At 53.4% G+C, this 15,471-nt stretch carries 10 protein-coding genes; 8 read left to right on the forward strand and 2 right to left on the reverse strand.

Annotation, left to right across the window (positions count from 1 at the left end):
• Positions 1 to 29 precede the first annotated feature (29 nt).
• The gene (locus FX134_RS00190) at positions 30 to 1,844 is read right to left on the reverse strand and encodes an aminotransferase class I/II-fold pyridoxal phosphate-dependent enzyme (protein WP_080796979.1); all 1,815 of its coding nucleotides are present in this window, start codon (positions 1,842 to 1,844) and stop codon (positions 30 to 32) included.
• A 299-nt stretch (positions 1,845 to 2,143) separates the two neighbouring features.
• Here FX134_RS00190 and FX134_RS00195 point away from each other — a divergent pair, with 299 nt between their 5' ends.
• The 7 genes from FX134_RS00195 (at position 2,144) to FX134_RS00225 (ending at position 11,111) form a co-directional block, all read left to right on the forward strand.
• Entirely contained in the window at positions 2,144 to 3,859 is a 1,716-nt protein-coding gene (locus FX134_RS00195) for an O-antigen ligase family protein (RefSeq protein ID WP_172623317.1), read from the forward strand.
• 225 nt (positions 3,860 to 4,084) lie between these two features.
• A complete protein-coding gene (locus tag FX134_RS00200; RefSeq protein ID WP_143412100.1) occupies positions 4,085 to 4,924 on the forward strand; it encodes a LicD family protein in 840 nt (279 codons plus the stop codon).
• A 17-nt stretch (positions 4,925 to 4,941) separates the two neighbouring features.
• Positions 4,942 to 5,994 carry a pyridoxal phosphate-dependent aminotransferase gene (locus FX134_RS00205; RefSeq protein WP_197735955.1) on the forward strand — a complete coding sequence of 351 codons (1,053 nt, stop codon included), beginning with the start codon at positions 4,942 to 4,944 and terminating at the stop codon, positions 5,992 to 5,994.
• A gap of 14 nt (positions 5,995 to 6,008) precedes the next feature.
• A complete protein-coding gene (locus FX134_RS00210; RefSeq protein ID WP_080796983.1) occupies positions 6,009 to 7,400 on the forward strand; it encodes a Gfo/Idh/MocA family oxidoreductase in 1,392 nt (463 codons plus the stop codon).
• Between the two features lie 3 nt (positions 7,401 to 7,403).
• Positions 7,404 to 8,435 carry a glycosyltransferase family 2 protein gene (locus FX134_RS00215; protein ID WP_080796984.1) on the forward strand — a complete coding sequence of 344 codons (1,032 nt, stop codon included), beginning with the start codon at positions 7,404 to 7,406 and terminating at the stop codon, positions 8,433 to 8,435.
• Positions 8,436 to 8,442: 7 nt separating this feature from the next.
• Positions 8,443 to 9,558, forward strand: coding sequence for a glycosyltransferase (locus FX134_RS00220; RefSeq protein ID WP_080796985.1), 1,116 nt, complete (start codon positions 8,443 to 8,445; stop codon positions 9,556 to 9,558).
• 5 nt (positions 9,559 to 9,563) lie between these two features.
• Positions 9,564 to 11,111, forward strand: a complete 1,548-nt coding sequence (locus FX134_RS00225; protein WP_080796986.1) for a lipopolysaccharide biosynthesis protein — start codon at positions 9,564 to 9,566, stop codon at positions 11,109 to 11,111.
• 11 nt (positions 11,112 to 11,122) lie between these two features.
• Here the strand turns inward: FX134_RS00225 and FX134_RS00230 are convergent, their stop codons facing one another.
• The gene (locus tag FX134_RS00230; protein WP_080796987.1) at positions 11,123 to 11,980 is read right to left on the reverse strand and encodes a LicD family protein; all 858 of its coding nucleotides are present in this window, start codon (positions 11,978 to 11,980) and stop codon (positions 11,123 to 11,125) included.
• 134 nt (positions 11,981 to 12,114) lie between these two features.
• Between FX134_RS00230 and FX134_RS00235 the strand changes: the two genes are divergently transcribed.
• Positions 12,115 to 15,417 (forward strand): N-acetylmuramoyl-L-alanine amidase, encoded by a 3,303-nt coding sequence (locus FX134_RS00235; protein WP_080796988.1) that lies wholly within the window; start codon positions 12,115 to 12,117, stop codon positions 15,415 to 15,417.
• The last annotated feature ends 54 nt before the right edge of the window (positions 15,418 to 15,471 follow it).

Consider the following 15,471-nt stretch of genomic DNA (forward strand, 5'->3'; position numbering starts at 1 on the left):
TCGCGTATCAACTCCGAGATTCAGCGTATTTACTCGAGCAGTTCTCTTAATGCGGCCACGAGGATGTCGTTGTCTTCTTCATTGCGGATGGCTACCCTGATATACTGCCGTCCCTTGTAGTCGATTTTTCCAGTAAGATCCTTCACGAGAAGAGATCTTTCGCTCAGGAGCCTTCGCGTTAATTGTGTCGCCGTCATGCTGCCGAGCACCTCTACCATGAGGTAGTTCGCTTGGGAGGGTATTACGCGAAGATTGCCGATGCGGGAAAGATTGCCCGTCAGGCGGTCGCGTGCCGATCTGAATCGATCTAGACCTTGAGCGTAATCAGATTTGTACTTCTCGGCAATCTGCAGGTAGAACTCACCGAAGGAGTTTATGTTCCAAATGGCTAAGTCCTTCTTTAGGGCGGAGATGAGGATTTTATCAAAGGATGCTAGGACTCCAAGTCTTGCACCGGGTACCCCATACGACTTCGATATGCTTTTTACGACAACGAGATGCGGGTAACGTTCAAGCAGCTTGTCACGAATGAACGAGCAGTCAGTTTCGTTGGAAAAGTCAGCAAAACTTTCATCGAGTATGAGTCGTACGCTGTTGTCCTCGCACCAGGAAGCGAGGTTTTCGACGTGCTTTTTCGGTAGGTAATTGCCCGAAGGATTGTCTGGGTTAATGAGCACGAGAATATCGATTTTATTAATAGAGTAAAACGAGATAAGATCCTCTTCGGTGTACGAGAAATTCTCGTTGTCGGGCTGAAAAACGACAACGGACGCCTCGGTGCAACGATTCGGGTATTCTTCGAACGTCGGACGAACGATACCGATACGGCCCGTGATGACGCTCAGCAGAGACCTTATGAGCTCGGCTGCGCCGTTGCCAACGAGTATGCAATCTTGATTGACACCGAAATTCTTAGCAGCCAGCAGTGCGTTCACCCTCATTCCGGAGGGGTATTGCGTCAACAGCTTCTCGAAATTGCTCTTCATCTCATCCATGAGTCGTTGGGGAGGGTAATACGGATTTACCAAATAGCAGAAATCTATAAGATTTGGATAGCGCCAATATCCACCAAAGCGGTTTTGAAGAAGAGAGAGTCTCTCCTCGTCGTTCGGAGCGAACATGGATTCCGCTATATCAAGATCCTGCAAATCATCGATCTCGTACCAAAGCTTGCCAGCGAGCCTTTTTGCTTTGACTTCGGCATCGTCGAGCATGGTGATGACTCGCAGGACTTGCTCGTAATACTCGTTGTTTCCAAGGGCTTGTGAATATGCTTCAAGGAAAGGAACGTAATGAGTGCGCGAAAAGGAACGAGAGAATTTGTAAATGTTGACCGTCTTGTAGTATTCGGATATGTCGTCGAATACGAACTTTTTTCCGGGAATGAAGGCAACGATGTCGTCATGTTCATCGATTTTAACGACAGTGCCGTCCATCCAGCTTTCGTACTTGTCGACAAGTGCGAGGGTGGGTCGGGGGTCATCAACTAGTTCTTGCAGAATGCCGTCCTCAAAGATGAGATCCGATTCGAGCAACAGAGTGTCATCTTCTATTAAACGATCTTTTGCAAGGAACAGTGAGTAGATGTTGTTGGTTTTGTCGAAAATGGGGTTGACGATATACTCGATAGGGGTTGAGATGCCGAGTTCATCAATAAAATCAATGAGTTTGCCGCTCTCGTAGCCTACCACAATGACAATCCTCTTGAGTTCGAGGCCTTCGAGCTGAGCCAGCAACCGCTCTATGAGCGTGATGCCGTTGACGTTCAGCATGCACTTCGTGTTGCTTGCCGTCAGGTGCTTCAACCTTTTACCCATGCCTGCAGCCAAGATAATTGCTTGCATTCGCCGCGCTCCTCCGTGCCTCGTTTTTTATCCCTGTGTCTTCAAAGTATAACTTGTTTTATATTGACACGCTCCCTATAACCATGAGCGGACTGTGCTTGAGTTGGGTATGGGCGGTGAATCGGCAAGCGCTGTCTAGTGTCGAAAACCAGATTTTCGGTACAGAATCCTTCCAGTGAAAAAAGTGTGTGCTATATTCCTTAGCTTGAAGATTGGATGGGCAGGGCTGGGTTCTTACGTCCCCATAGAAGCATTTTTTGCATATGCGTGGTGAGCTGAGACAAGCAATGGAGCGCTTCATGATTGAAAGACTGTCAAAATCGAATGCATTTTTAACTTGGATGAACCGAGTCGTTTTCATCTACGTTGTGTCAATGGTTTTTTGCCGATTACTGTATTTGACATTTCCGTTTGCTTTTCTGCTTGTCGAGTATCGCTTTAATGTTGTGTCAGAAGTGCTGGGAGCGTTTGGTGTTCTGCTACTAATTGTTGATTTGCTGACAACGAGACGGTGTTTAGAGAAACGATACTCCCGCTGGCTCGTCTATATTGTAATCACACTCACGGTCTCCTCGCTCTGTTTGTTCAGGTTTGGCTCGGCTGTTGATGCCGGATCGAGCATAGTTGCAAATGCAAAAATCATCTTATGGCAAATCGACCAAATGCTCGTGATTTTTCCATTTTGCGCAAGCATGCAAAAGCCACAAATTAAAAAAATGACGCGAATCCTCTTCTGGCTTGTTTCTATAGCGTTCATTCCGTGCTTGATCGTGTCGTTATACCAATACGGTTTCTCGATCGGCTACGATGCCATTTACGGCCCGTCTTTTACCGCAACGCGACAGGGCTTTCAGGGGGGTCGCCTATTTGGATTAATGATGGGGGCTTTTGCGGCGGGAACGATGTCGATGCTTCTGTCTGCCGCTTCAATCTATTTTGCCGTGCGCGCGAAAATGATTGGCGGTAAAGTGCTGTACTCCATTTTGGGACTGATTTACGCCTTGTACGCAATTCTTTCAGGAACGCGTAGCGTTTTTGTTGCCTTGATTGCAGCGAGTTTCATCTTTGCTTTTTTACTGCTGTCTTATCGGGGTCGCAAGAAGGGAAAAGCTCGTTATCTTGTCTCGGCTATGACCCTCTCCCTCGCTATATGTTTAGGGGTTTCGTGCGTCTATCTGGTGGCGGGCAACTTGCTGCAGATGATTCCCGAGGGCAATGCTGCCGAGCAGTCGGCTAGCGCAAAAAATAAGAATAACCCAGATGACTCATCGTCAAAAACTTTTGTCTTGTACGATCCGTCGGGAGGGAAAGACAAGTCATCGTACCCGATAGTCGCATCGTACCTCGATGGGAAGCTGATGCTTGGTTTGGTGGAGGGTAGCAACCCTCCATTCGATGAGCGCAGCTTGGACTATTTTAAAGGGCTCGATGGCGCGACTTTCGTGAATATTCATGACAATCCCGATTATTCGTCGTCACTTACCACGAGGCGTTCGGATGTGGGGGAGTCTGCGGAAGCTTCTAACGGCCGGATCCCCATATGGCGCGATTATCTCACCATTGCTACCGGGTCTATCGGCAATGCTCTTATCGGCTTATCGCCTGGCGGGTATATGCCTGTCATATACAGCCAATATGAAAGTGAAAACCTGTATATTATCGATTATATTGAAGAAAATTACCCGGAGATGATTGAGCAGGGGCTGATTTACGATGTCCATAATGGCTATCTGGGCATTTTGGTGCAGTCGGGCCTTATTGGTTTCGTGCTCGTTTTCATTTTCCTGTATCGGCTGATCTCCGACGCTTTGCGGGCTTATTTCCATCGCGAAGCACTGGACGCATCGTTGCTTGTGATGATATCGGCTTTGGCGTTTATTCTTGTGGCCGTGTTCTTCGATTCAGATCTGTTCTTTAGGATGACAAGCACTTCTGTCGTGTTTTGGATGTTGGGTGGCTTTATTGCAAGCAACAGTGAGGTCCGGGAGTCGAGAAGAGCAAAAACAATGCGTTAGCGGGGGGGGGCGAGTGCGGCATCCGCCTCCTCAAGCTGCATTGCGCAGCATCTAGGACACCGTCTGTTGCTTACGGACATCCTTGGGCTTGGTTGTCTGATCTTGCGCTAGGGAAAAGCTGAATGAAAAGGGATTAATTGTGGCAGGGCATTTAGCTGGCCGTGTTTGCTATAAAATGATCCGATTGTTATCCGCAATGCTTCTACCTTGGAGGATCTGGTTTTCGTGAGTTCTTCGAAATTACGGGATTTGCAACTTGTTGAGCTGCGTTTGCTCGACGAGTTTAATTTCATATGCGAAAAACATGAGTTGAGGCATTACATGATCGGTGGCACGCTCTTGGGAGCTGTGCGCCATCAAGGGTTCATTCCGTGGGATGATGATGTGGATATGTGCATGCCTCGCGAGGATTACGAAAAGTTCCTCGAGGTAGTTGAGGGCGAGTTGCCTGAGGGCATGTATTTCTCCAGTATCTACAACAACGTTGCCCATAGGAGCGGGTTCGCGCGTCTCTGCACGAGCGAGATGCGGGTGCTGAATCATGCGATCTCGAATGAGCGGATCGATGATGCTTGGATCGACGTGTTTCCTCTTGACGGGTTTCCTTCAAACCCTATTTTGGGCGCTCCGCATAAACTCAGGCTATTCTTCTGGAGGGCGATGAGCCGGGTCGCCCAGTTCGAGGACGCTGTCGATGTGACGCGCAAGAGGGGTTTTTTCGAGTCCCTCCTTGTCCGATGCGCCGCATTACCGGTTTTTCGCTGCTTTTCAGATTACAACCGCTACTTCAAAAACCTTGACCACGCCCTGAAGGCGTATGGCTACGATGAGTCCAAAATCGCAATCAACTACGACGGGGGTATTGGCTTTTCCGAGAAGTTCCCTCGCGCATGTTATGGGGAGGGGCGCCTGTATTTGTTTGAGGGCCGACAAGTTTGGGGGCCGCTCGACCCCGATCCGGTGCTCCAAGCGATTTACGGACCGGGCTATATGACGCCTCCTCCGGAGAGTGAACGGAATTGGCATAATACAGAGGTGCTGGAAGAAAGTGAGTCGATGGAATGAACGAGCCAGGATATTACGTGAACGAGCACGTCAGGAGCACCGCGCGCGTGTTCCCCGACCAAGGGAGATACGGTTTCCTCCGTTATGACATGAATGAAAACCCCGAGGGGCTGCCCCAGGAGTTCGTCGATTCTGTGCTGAAGGAGATCACCCCGGAATTTCTTTCCATCTACCCGGAACCGGACCGATTTCTCCGCAAATACGCCGATTTCATTGGCGCGAAGTTCGAGAATGTCCTTGCAACCAACGGCTCCGATATGGCTATTCGTTACATTCTCGAAGTTTTCGGCGAGGAGGGGAAGGGCGTTGTCACGGTATCCCCCTCTTTCGAAATGTATCGAGTCAACTGCTCGATCTTGGGGCTCGAACACATTCCCGTCGCGTACTCTTCCGACCTGACGATCGATGTCGAGGATATTGTTTCCGCCATCGACGAGAACGTGCGGGTCGTCGTGCTCCTCAACCCCAACAATCCTATCGGCAACGTGTACACTCGCTCCGAAGTCGAGAGGGTGATTCAAGCTGCGGAAAGCGCGGGCGCCGTCGTTGTCGTCGACGAAGCTTACCATTATTTTTACGACGGAACGTTCCTCGAGTATGCGCTGTCGAGGAAAAACGTCGTAGTTTTGCGCACGTTCTCCAAACTATATTCTATAGCCGCGTGCCGCCTTGGAGTGGTGATCGCCGACGAGCAGATTATCGAATACGTCAAGAAAGCTCGGCTTACCTTCGACACGAACGCGATCGCCCTTCTGTTCGGCGAAAGGATTCTCGACAATCCGGATCTCACTCAACAGCTTATCGCCTCCGAGAAGGAGGGGAAGAAGTATTTGCTCGATGAGCTTGGCGAGTGCGGTTACGAGACGAGGGATTGCCGTGGGAACTTTGTGTTCGTGCGGCCCCGCAACGACGCAAGCGAGGTTGCTCGTCGTTTGAAGGAGGAGAAGAAGGTGCTCGTCCACTCGTTTGGCAATGAGCTCCTAGCCCCGTATCTTCGAGTGTCGGTCGGTTCTCGAAGCGCCATGGAGCTTTTCCTCAAGGCTTTCCTCGAATCCGACGAGCAAGCCTAGACGGGAGTGGGTTGATGGGCGAGCGGAAAAGGGTTGTTATTACATACGGAACCTATGACCTGCTCCATTATGGGCATGTCGCCCTCTTGGAGCGTGCAAAGAAGCTTGGCGACTACCTTATCGTAGGGGTGACGTCTGACGCCTTCGATAAGGAGCGCGGGAAGCTCAACGTGCACCAATCGCTCCCCGAGCGACTCCGTGCAGTTGAAGAGTTGGGCCTTGCTGACAAGGTCATCGTCGAGGAGTACAAAGGCCAGAAGATCGCCGATATTGTGAAATACGGCGTTGACGTATTCACGGTCGGTTCCGATTGGGAGGGGAAGTTCGATTACCTCCGGAAGTACTGCGATGTGGTGTATCTTGATCGGACCCAGGGGGTGTCGAGTACCGAACTTCGCGCCGAGCGTTCGGCGAAGCTGCGGCTTGGCTGCATCGGATTGAACTACCTGGCACATCGTCTTGCGAAGGACAGCAAATCGGTCGGCGGCATCGATGTGACATGTGGATTCGACGAGGATGATGAGCTAGCTGCCGTGTTCTGCCGATCGCATGGACTGGAGCTGTGTGAGACGCGCGATGAGCTGTTTCAATCGTGCGATGCTGTCTACATTGCGCAATCGATCGACAAACATAAAGAGCTGATATTGAGCGCGTTGGGCAAAGGACGCCACGTCCTGTGTGAGAGCCCGCTGTTCCTCTCGCCCGAGGATGCCGACGAGGCTTTCAGGTTGGCGGAGAACAAGGGCGTCGTCCTTATGGAGGGCGTCAAAACCAAGTACTATCCAGCCTTTTCTCATTTAAAGCTCATGCTCGAAAGCGGCATCGTGGGTGAAGTGAAGGACATTGATGCGTCTTTCAGTCAGGTGATCCCCGATCTTGACGTGACGAATAAGTATCAGGGAAGCTTTTACGACATGGCATCGTATATCCTTTTGCCGGTGTTGGAGTTCGTTGGCACCGATTTTTCGGACGCTCGCCTGATCGCGAGCTATCGGGGGGACTTCTGCGCCTGGACCAAGTGCGAGCTTCTCTATCCCACTGCTTCGGCGACGGTTCGCGCTGGCCGCGGCATGAAGACCGAAGGGGATATGACGATCACCGGCGAGGACGGTTACGTGTACGTTCCCGCTCCGTGGTGGAAAACCGAATATTTCGAGGTCAGATCTGAAGATTTGAGGGATACGAGGAAATACTACTACGAGTGCTGCGGCGAAGGCATGCGATACGAGCTTCATGAATTTGTTCGACGAATTGGCAGTGGGGAAGACTGCCTTGCATCGCAGCTTGAAGAGGTGGAAAGGGTCCGCGCCGTCTCGCGTTTGGTGGAGCGGTTCTCCTCGAACGACGTGGTTCGGCTTTCTACTGGCCGCTTCTGCTTCGGCGGGGGAGAGGCAGTCAAGGAGTAGTGCATGGGAAGCGAAGAGAATGAATTGTTGGCGGTTGAGGTAGAGGTTTCCGGTGCATCGCCGCTCGTTTCAGTGATCGTCCCTGTTTACAACGTGCGGGAATACCTCGATAGGTGCCTCGAGTCCGTTTGCCGTCAAACGTTTCCATCGATCGAGGTCTTGCTTGTTGATGACGGGTCGACCGATGGGAGCGGCGAGCTTTGCGACGAGTGGTCGAAGAGGGATTCGCGCATCGTCGTGGTGCATAAGGCGAATGGCGGACTAAGCGATGCCCGGAACGCAGGGGTCGCACAGGCGAAGGCGCCGTACGTCACCTTCGTCGATAGCGACGATTACATCGACGAGTGCATGATCGAGGTTCTGTACGGCAACCTCGTCAAAGAGCATGCCGATATCTCCGTTTGCGGCATATGCGATCAATTCGTCAATCGCTCCGAAGGTCCTAAAGAGACGGTGTACGCGGTCATGTCGCCTTCCGAAGCTCTTTCGGATATTTTCGTCAATAGAAGCATGATGGTTTGCATTCCGGCCCGACTCTACCCGACCTCCCTTATGCGGGAGGTGCCCTCCCCGGTTGGCAAGGCTCATGAAGACTCTTTCATGGTCGTGGATCTTTTCATGAGAATCGAACGAGTCGTCGTGGACTCGCGTCCGTTGTATCACTATTGGCACAACGAGGGAACCATCACCTCTGCGCCGTATGGGCCCCGCGACGATGATCTCATCGAGGCGTGGAATAGGAACTCTGAGCTTGTCAGAGAGCGCTTTCCAGGGTTGGGCGAGGAGCTTGCGTATCGTTGCTATCGATCCCGTTTCGAGGTCCTCGACAAGATGGTCGTCGCAGAGAAAGGGAAGGTCGATCCCGAGCGGAAAAGGGAAGTGATTGAATATCTGAAGGATAATCGTTCGGGCATTCTCCGCCATTCGGTATTGACGAAGGGTCGCAAGCTCTCTCTCCTCGCGCTGCTGGTGAGCGAGCGGTTGTACCGCCTTCTCGTGGTGGCGCAAGGCAAAAGAACGAACTACTACAATTAGGAGTTTCGTGGCAGACGCGGTGACAACCCTCGCTTTCATAGTCTCATCCTTGTCCGACATGGGGGGTTCCGTTCGTGTGGCCACGCAGCTGGCAAACCGTTTGTGCGAAGACTATCGGGTGGTGTTCGTCGAGCTTTCATCGAGAGGGGAGAGCTTCTTTCCGCTGGATGATCGAGTGGCGAGGATCGGTTTGGGGGTGGAGGCCGAGAGTATCGCGGAGAAAGTCAAAGCTCTTCGTGTTCCTCTTTCAAGATGCCTGCGCGAGCATAAGGTCAACGTGCTCTTCGGGATTGCCGTCGACGAGACATGTGCTGCGGTTCTCCCTGCGAAAGCAGCGGGAACGAAGCTCGTGTTCTGCGATCACGGTGCTTTGATAAACGAGATCGACAAGAAAAAGACCACGTTCTTGCGATTCGCTTTATCACGAATATGCAATCGAACCGTTGTGCTCACGCAGGCGTCGAAAAGGGATTATTTGAGGATCTTCCACCTTCCTGAAAAGAAGGTCGTCTGCATTCCAAATTGGATCCCGGACGATTTGAGGAATCGGGCTTGCTCGTACGACCCATCGATCAAAAGAATACTATGGGCTGGCCGACTTGATCGGGAAAAGGGCACTGACCTTCTCTTCGATGTGGCAAAGAGGGTCCTTCCGAGTCACGAGGGATGGTCTTGGGATGTGTTCGGTAGTGCCATTCTGGGCACGGGAGGGTTCGACCTTCAGAAAGCGGTCGAAGAAGCCGGCTTGGTCGGTCGACTGAATCTTCTCGGCAACACGAACGACCTTTACGAGCGGTATGCCGATTATTCCATCGGTACGCTCACTTCGTACCGGGAGGGATTGCCGCTCTTCCTGCTCGAAGGAAAAGCGAGCCGGCTTCCGCTGATCTCCTTCGATGTGGATACAGGCCCTCGTGAGATACTCGAAGACGGGGTGGATGGGTATTTGATCGAGCCGTACGATTGCGAGGAGTATGCGCGTAAGCTCGCTCTTCTTATGGAGGACGATGCCCTGCGCATGCGGATGTCAGAGGCTAATCCCGAGACGATAGAACGGTTTTCTGAGGGTCAGGTATACGGGTTATGGTGCCGTCTCGTGGACGAGCTTCGGATCGAGGGCTGATCTTCATGGCTACGCGGGTGGAAAACTCAATTCGGAACGTCTTCGCCGCTTGGGGAGGGCAGGTTGTTTACGCTGTCGGAACGTTCGTCGTTCGAGCGGTTTTCGTGTCCGTATTGGCGCAGGAGTACGTGGGCTTGGAGAGCCTGTTCTCCAGCTTGCTGACCATCCTCTCGCTCGCTGACCTGGGAGTGGGCAGCGCCATCGTGTTCAGCCTTTACAAGCCGTTGGCCGAGCACGACAAGGAGCTTGTCAAGTCGCTTATGCGGCTCTTCAAGCGAGCCTATGTGGCAATTGGCATAGCCATCATATGCATAGGCTTGATCCTTGCGCCTAATATCGAGATATTCCTTGGACAGGACCCTCCTGACATTCCCCACTTGCAACTGTATTTCTTCTGCTTCGTGTTGAACACAGGCATATCGTATTTCTTCTCGTACAAAGGCTCTCTGATCATGGCCGATCAGAAGAACTATATCGTGTACGTGATCCAGTATGCCTTCCAGATACTCATGTGTTGCGCTCAGGTGGTCGTTTTGCTGGCGACCCATGACTACCTCCTCTTTCTCGTCTGCATGATCTGCTCCACGTTGCTGCAGAACGTTTGCATCGCATACAAGGCTAACAGGATGTACCCGTACCTCAAGGAGAAGGATGTCAAGCCGATTGATAAAGGCGTGCTGTCTCAGATAAAGAAGAACATCATCGGTCTTATGATGCATAAGGTGGCCGGCGTCGCCTCTACGCCGGTGAGCAACCTCGTCATAACGAACTTCGTCAGCTTGGCGGCTACCTCGCTCTACGGCAACTACCTTCTGGTCATCAACGCTGTCACGCGCGTGCTCGATAAGGTGTTCGATTCGATTGTGGCGAGCGTGGGCAATCTCGGCGTCAAAGAATCGGAGGATCGGCAATACCAGGTGTTTCAGACGACGTTTTTCATCGATGCGTTTCTGTACACCGTGATGTCATCGGGTTTGTTTTGCGCCTTCAATCCCTTCATCGCGCTGTGTTTCGGTGAGTCGTGGGAGTTCCCTGCGCATATCGTCGCCTTGATAGTCCTGCTGTTCTTTGTGAAGGGCATGCGCTCTGCGGCTATGGCATTCACAAATGCTTACGGTTTGTTTTGGTATACGCGTTGGAAGGCGGTTCTCGAAGCAGTGTTTTTGCCGCTACTCTCGTTGCTCCTCGTTTTCCCCTTCGGGGTTGCCGGTGTGCTGCTTGCGGGTACGATCTCTTCGGTGATGATTTCTACCCCTTACGAGGGTTGGGCCGTCTATCGTCACGGCTTCCGGAAGCCTTTGCGGCGCTACTTGCTCAAGTTCGGCCTTTACCTCTGTCTGGTGGTTGCTGTCTCAGGACTTTCCTTCTGGCTATGCCAGTTTGTGCCCTTCGGCGGAGTTGCAGGCTTTCTCGCTCAGGGCTGCATAGGTGTCGGCGTCGCGGTAGCGTCCTTTCTCGCGCTCTTCCATCGAACGAGGGAGTTCAAGGAACTTTCTTCGATAGTCTCGCGAATTGTAGGAAAAGTGGCTCGAGCCCGCAATGCCCGCCAGTGATGCGCCTGTCTTTATTCACAAAAAATGAAATCCTGCGTGTGGCTCGGCTTCCGCTTGTCTTCCGGGGGAAGCTCCATGTAATTGCCGTAGTTTGTCCTGAGAAGCGCGTCATAGCAGTGGGGGACGGGAAGGTCGTGCCCTTCGAAAGGAACTCGAAGCGTGGGCAGCCATTCTGCTGCCGGGTATACAAAGCCCTTCGCATACATCGAGTAACAAGAAGAAGCGGCCTCAACGGTCTTCCTCGAGGGATGCGGATCGGGAAGCCCCGACTCAAGCTCTTTGAAAGCTGCTATCCACTCGCGGTAGGGCTTTCTAAGCGACGCGGCTTTTGCAGTTGCATGCTTGAGCAGCGTTCTTGGATGGTTGATCCCTATGTTGGCAAGAGACTCAGTTGCGTAGAATACCTTGTCAGCGAGATATTGCAGCTGCTCCTGCTGCGCTTTCCATGTCTCGGCGTCTTCCGGCACGCCTTTCAGGGCGAACACGTCAATGAAAATTCCCTCTTTGAAACCCAGCGACCGGGATAGAGTCGACTTGGTCGCGATCGTCCGCGTGTCATATATCTTAGTGAAAATCTGATGGTAAGGAATCGGGCTGTCGATGAAGTAATCCGCGACTCGGTAGCGTTGGGTCATCATCCCGCCTGTGCCCATCTCGTTGACTATGTCGATGAACCGGCGATAGTCGCCGTAAGGCATGACGACATCGATGTCGTCATCCCAAGGAATGAACCCCTCGTGTCGGACGGCTCCCAGGAGCGTGCCATAAATCAACCAATATGAAAGCTCGTTTTTCTTACAAAACTCGTCGAAAGCGAGAAGGATGTCAAGTTGGAGTGATTTCGTCTCTTCAAGGCTGATAGTGTTCATGGCTGGTTTCCGCCTTCTAAGCTTGTCCTCATGGCTCGTTTTTAGATGTTTGGCAGGATGGTATCTGCCGCCCCTCTTTGTTCTGCGTTATACTATCACATACAATGGCAGCTTGAACACGCTAGGAAAGTGCTATGAATACCTCAACACGCGTCGGGATGCTTGTGCGCATAATGCTTTCAATTGCGCTTTGCACACTCGCCCTCCCTCTTCAGGCATTCGGCGCGGAAGGTGCCGCTGGTCATGAGGTTGAAGGTCAAATGTTGGCCGAAGAGGCGTCCGAGTCAGTTGCGTACGTCTATGTGGACGAGGCTCAGGTGGCTGCGGAGGCGCTACAGAACGTCGCGGTCATCCTGAATGACGAGGCCGTTACGGTGCTGACTGCCTCCTTGCAAGTGGAGGTTTCTGATTCGCGTATTTTCGCCGTAGAAGCCGAGACTGTGTCGCAGAACGCTGTTCTGTTCGCGTTCCTCCCAAGCGCTTACGATGTGCGCACGGGCTATTGCCGGATTATCGGCATGGATGTGACGTACAGCTCCGGAGTGGATCAGCGTTCGATTCATATCGACCTTGCCTCCGATGACGTGGAGCCGTGTGGCTTTGAGGTCGTCGACTTTGAAGTTGAGGGTATCGGATCGCTCGAGAGGATGCCTGAGGCGTCAGAGCCGCTGTCGAGCGCCGACGCCACCATCCTCACTTTAGGGGAAAATGGCGAGATGACTGAGGCATCGAGCTTCCAAGACGCCGTGGATTCGGCAGAAGCCGCCGCCCCCGCCTCCCGCTTTTCCTTCAGAAGCATGTCGTCGTCCGGCGCATCCGTCGTGGCGCTGGACCCTGGGCATGGCGGATACGATTCTGGAGCGACGGGGTATGGCCTCTTGGAAAAGGACCTGAATTGGAAAATCGCGAATTACTGCAAGAGTGCGCTTGAAGCGAATGGGGTATCTGTTTGCTTGACGCGATCGGAAGACGAGTGTCCGGATTTGAATGAACGAGTTGAACGGGCTGTCTCTCATGGGGCGCAGTTATTTGTCAGCATTCACAACAATTCTGGCGGGGGGACGGGCGCAGAGGTCTGGTATCCGAACGGGAGCAGCTGGAAGTACGAGGAGACCCATGTTGCTGGCGGGAACCTTGCGGATAAGATCCTTGAAAAGCTTTCTGCCCTGGGGCTGCATAACCGTGGCAAGAAAGTGAAGGATTGTACGAACGACGCCAGATACGAGGATGGATCCCTGGAGGACTATTATACGGTTATAGCCACTTCTCGCGAATACGGCATCCCGGGGATAATCGTCGAGCATGCGTTCATTGACCGCTATGAAGACGCCCAGAAACTAAGCAGAGAGTCGTTCTTGAAGAGTTTGGGCGAAGCGGATGCTGCTGGGATTTTGGATTCTGGGATACTTCGAAAGGCGAGTCTTTCCGTCTCGCCGAACGGCTCCTGTACAGAAGGGGATTCCGTCACCGTTTCTGTCAATGCTAATCAAACGCAAGGGTTCAAGTACAATTACTGTTGGATGCGCACCGACCTGCCTGCCTGGCAGAGCTGGGGTCATTTGCAATCGGGGGGCGGCTACGCTTCCTCCCCGAACATTACGTGGACGCCTCCTGTAAAGGGGAACTACGTTTTCTGGTGCGATGTGATTGCCCCCTCGGGTCGTACAATCAAGACGGACGATGTGGCTTATGTCGTTCGGCCGAATTACACACTCGGCCAGGTGCAATTGTCCTCCTCTGCTGTTGAGTACGGCATGTCTATCGATGTGACGGCAAACGCAAGCGGTGACGTCGCCGATCTTCTCTACAACTACTGCTGGATGCGCACTGACCGGCCTGCTTGGGAGAAATGGGGTCACATTCAGACAGGAGACGGCTTCGTCCCGTCGTCAAAGATTTCTTGGGAGCCCCCCGAGCCGGGCACTTATTCGATCTGGTGCGATACCGTCGAGCCGTCGGGATTGACGAAAACGAGCGCCTCGGCGAAGCTTACGGTTAGAGTTGGAGATTACAACGTCGGCAAACTTTCCGTTTCGCCGAGTTCTATCGATCTTGCCGGATCTACCATACGGGTCTCCATGCCTGTGTCCGGTGCTACGAGAGGATTCAAGTACAACTACTGCTGGATGCGTACCGACCTGCCGAAATGGGAGCAATGGGGGCATATCCAAGAGGGGGAGTACTCGACGGAATCTACGATCACGTGGACTCCCGTATCTGGTGGCACGTATGTTCTGTGGTGCGATGCTATTGACCCTGCCGGAAAAGCGACGAAATCTGACGATGTGCGCGTATCTGTGGGCGCAACGTTCGCGTTCGACGAGTTCTCCCTGTCAGCCTCGTCGATCAAGTCCGGCCAGTCCGTGACGGCCGCGGCCACGGCTTCCGGCGGTTCGCAGGGGCTCCTGTACAACTACTGCTGGATGCGCACGGACCTGCCCTCGTGGCAGAGCTGGGGCCACCTCCAGCAGGGCGACGACCCCGTCCCGGCCTCGAGCGTGTCGTGGGCGCCGCCGGCCCCCGGCGACTACGTCGTGTGGTGCGACGTCATCGACCGTGCGACGGGCGAGAGCACCAAGTCATCCGACGTGAGGCTTCGGGTGGAGAGCAACGCCCCGACCCTCTCGTCGTTCTCCCTGTCGGCCTCGTCGATCAAGTCCGGCCAGTCCGTGACGGCCGCGGCCACGGCTTCCGGCGGTTCGCAGGGGCTCCTGTACAACTACTGCTGGATGCGCACGGACCTGCCCTCGTGGCAGAGCTGGGGCCACCTCCAGCAGGGCGACGACCCCGTCCCGGCCTCGAGCGTGTCGTGGGCGCCGCCGGCCCCCGGCGACTACGTCGTGTGGTGCGACGTCATCGACCGTGCGACGGGCGAGAGCACCAAGTCATCCGACGTGAGGCTTCGGGTGGAGAACTCACCCATAATGGGAGCGACGATCGCCTCCGTTGACCAGATGGTACGTTATTACACCGGGAAGGGTAAAGCGTACCCGTCGTCGACGTACTCGCGCTACGGCGCACCCACGCTGAAAGATTTCTGTCAACTGGTGTACGAAGAGGCAAGGACTGAGGGAGTTCGAGCGGAGGTGCTGTTTTGTCAGGCTATGCATGAGACCGGGTGGCTCCAATTCGGGAATGATGTCTTGGCCGAGCAGTGCAATTTCGGAGGGCTGGGCGCAGTAGGTGAAGGAAAAGGTGGGAACGACTTCTCCTCCTACGGCGCAAACGGCGTCCGCATCGGTCTAAGGGCGCAGGTTCAGCATTTGAAAGCCTATGCATCCACGGAACCGCTCGCTAACGATCTCGTCGACGTCCGCTTCAAATACGTTGAACGCGGGAGTGCGCCTTCCGTTGAGCAGCTGTCAGGCAAATGGGCCAGCAATGCTGCCTACGGCATAAGTATCGCCAAGCTTATGGTGGAACTCGCAGCAACCTAGGAACGGGAGGTTGAGAAGGGTTCTTGCAGATCCTTGAGGTTCGTCTGGGGGAGT

The organism is Arabiibacter massiliensis, from assembly GCF_902386925.1.
GTDB classification, from domain to species: Bacteria; Actinomycetota; Coriobacteriia; order Coriobacteriales; family Eggerthellaceae; genus Arabiibacter; species Arabiibacter massiliensis.

What these genes read in the sequence shown, in the direction of transcription:
- FX134_RS00195 (WP_172623317.1), top strand. Translation starts at nt 2,144, where the DNA reads ATGATTGAAAGACTGTCAAAATCGAATGCATTTTTAACTTGGATGAAC.
- FX134_RS00215 (WP_080796984.1), top strand. Translation starts at nt 7,404, where the DNA reads ATGGGAAGCGAAGAGAATGAATTGTTGGCGGTTGAGGTAGAGGTTTCC.
- FX134_RS00225 (WP_080796986.1), top strand. Translation starts at nt 9,564, where the DNA reads ATGGCTACGCGGGTGGAAAACTCAATTCGGAACGTCTTCGCCGCTTGG.
- FX134_RS00235 (WP_080796988.1), top strand. Translation starts at nt 12,115, where the DNA reads ATGAATACCTCAACACGCGTCGGGATGCTTGTGCGCATAATGCTTTCA.
- FX134_RS00190 (WP_080796979.1), bottom strand. Translation starts at nt 1,844, where the DNA reads ATGCAAGCAATTATCTTGGCTGCAGGCATGGGTAAAAGGTTGAAGCAC.
- FX134_RS00210 (WP_080796983.1), top strand. Translation starts at nt 6,009, where the DNA reads ATGGGCGAGCGGAAAAGGGTTGTTATTACATACGGAACCTATGACCTG.
- FX134_RS00230 (WP_080796987.1), bottom strand. Translation starts at nt 11,980, where the DNA reads ATGAACACTATCAGCCTTGAAGAGACGAAATCACTCCAACTTGACATC.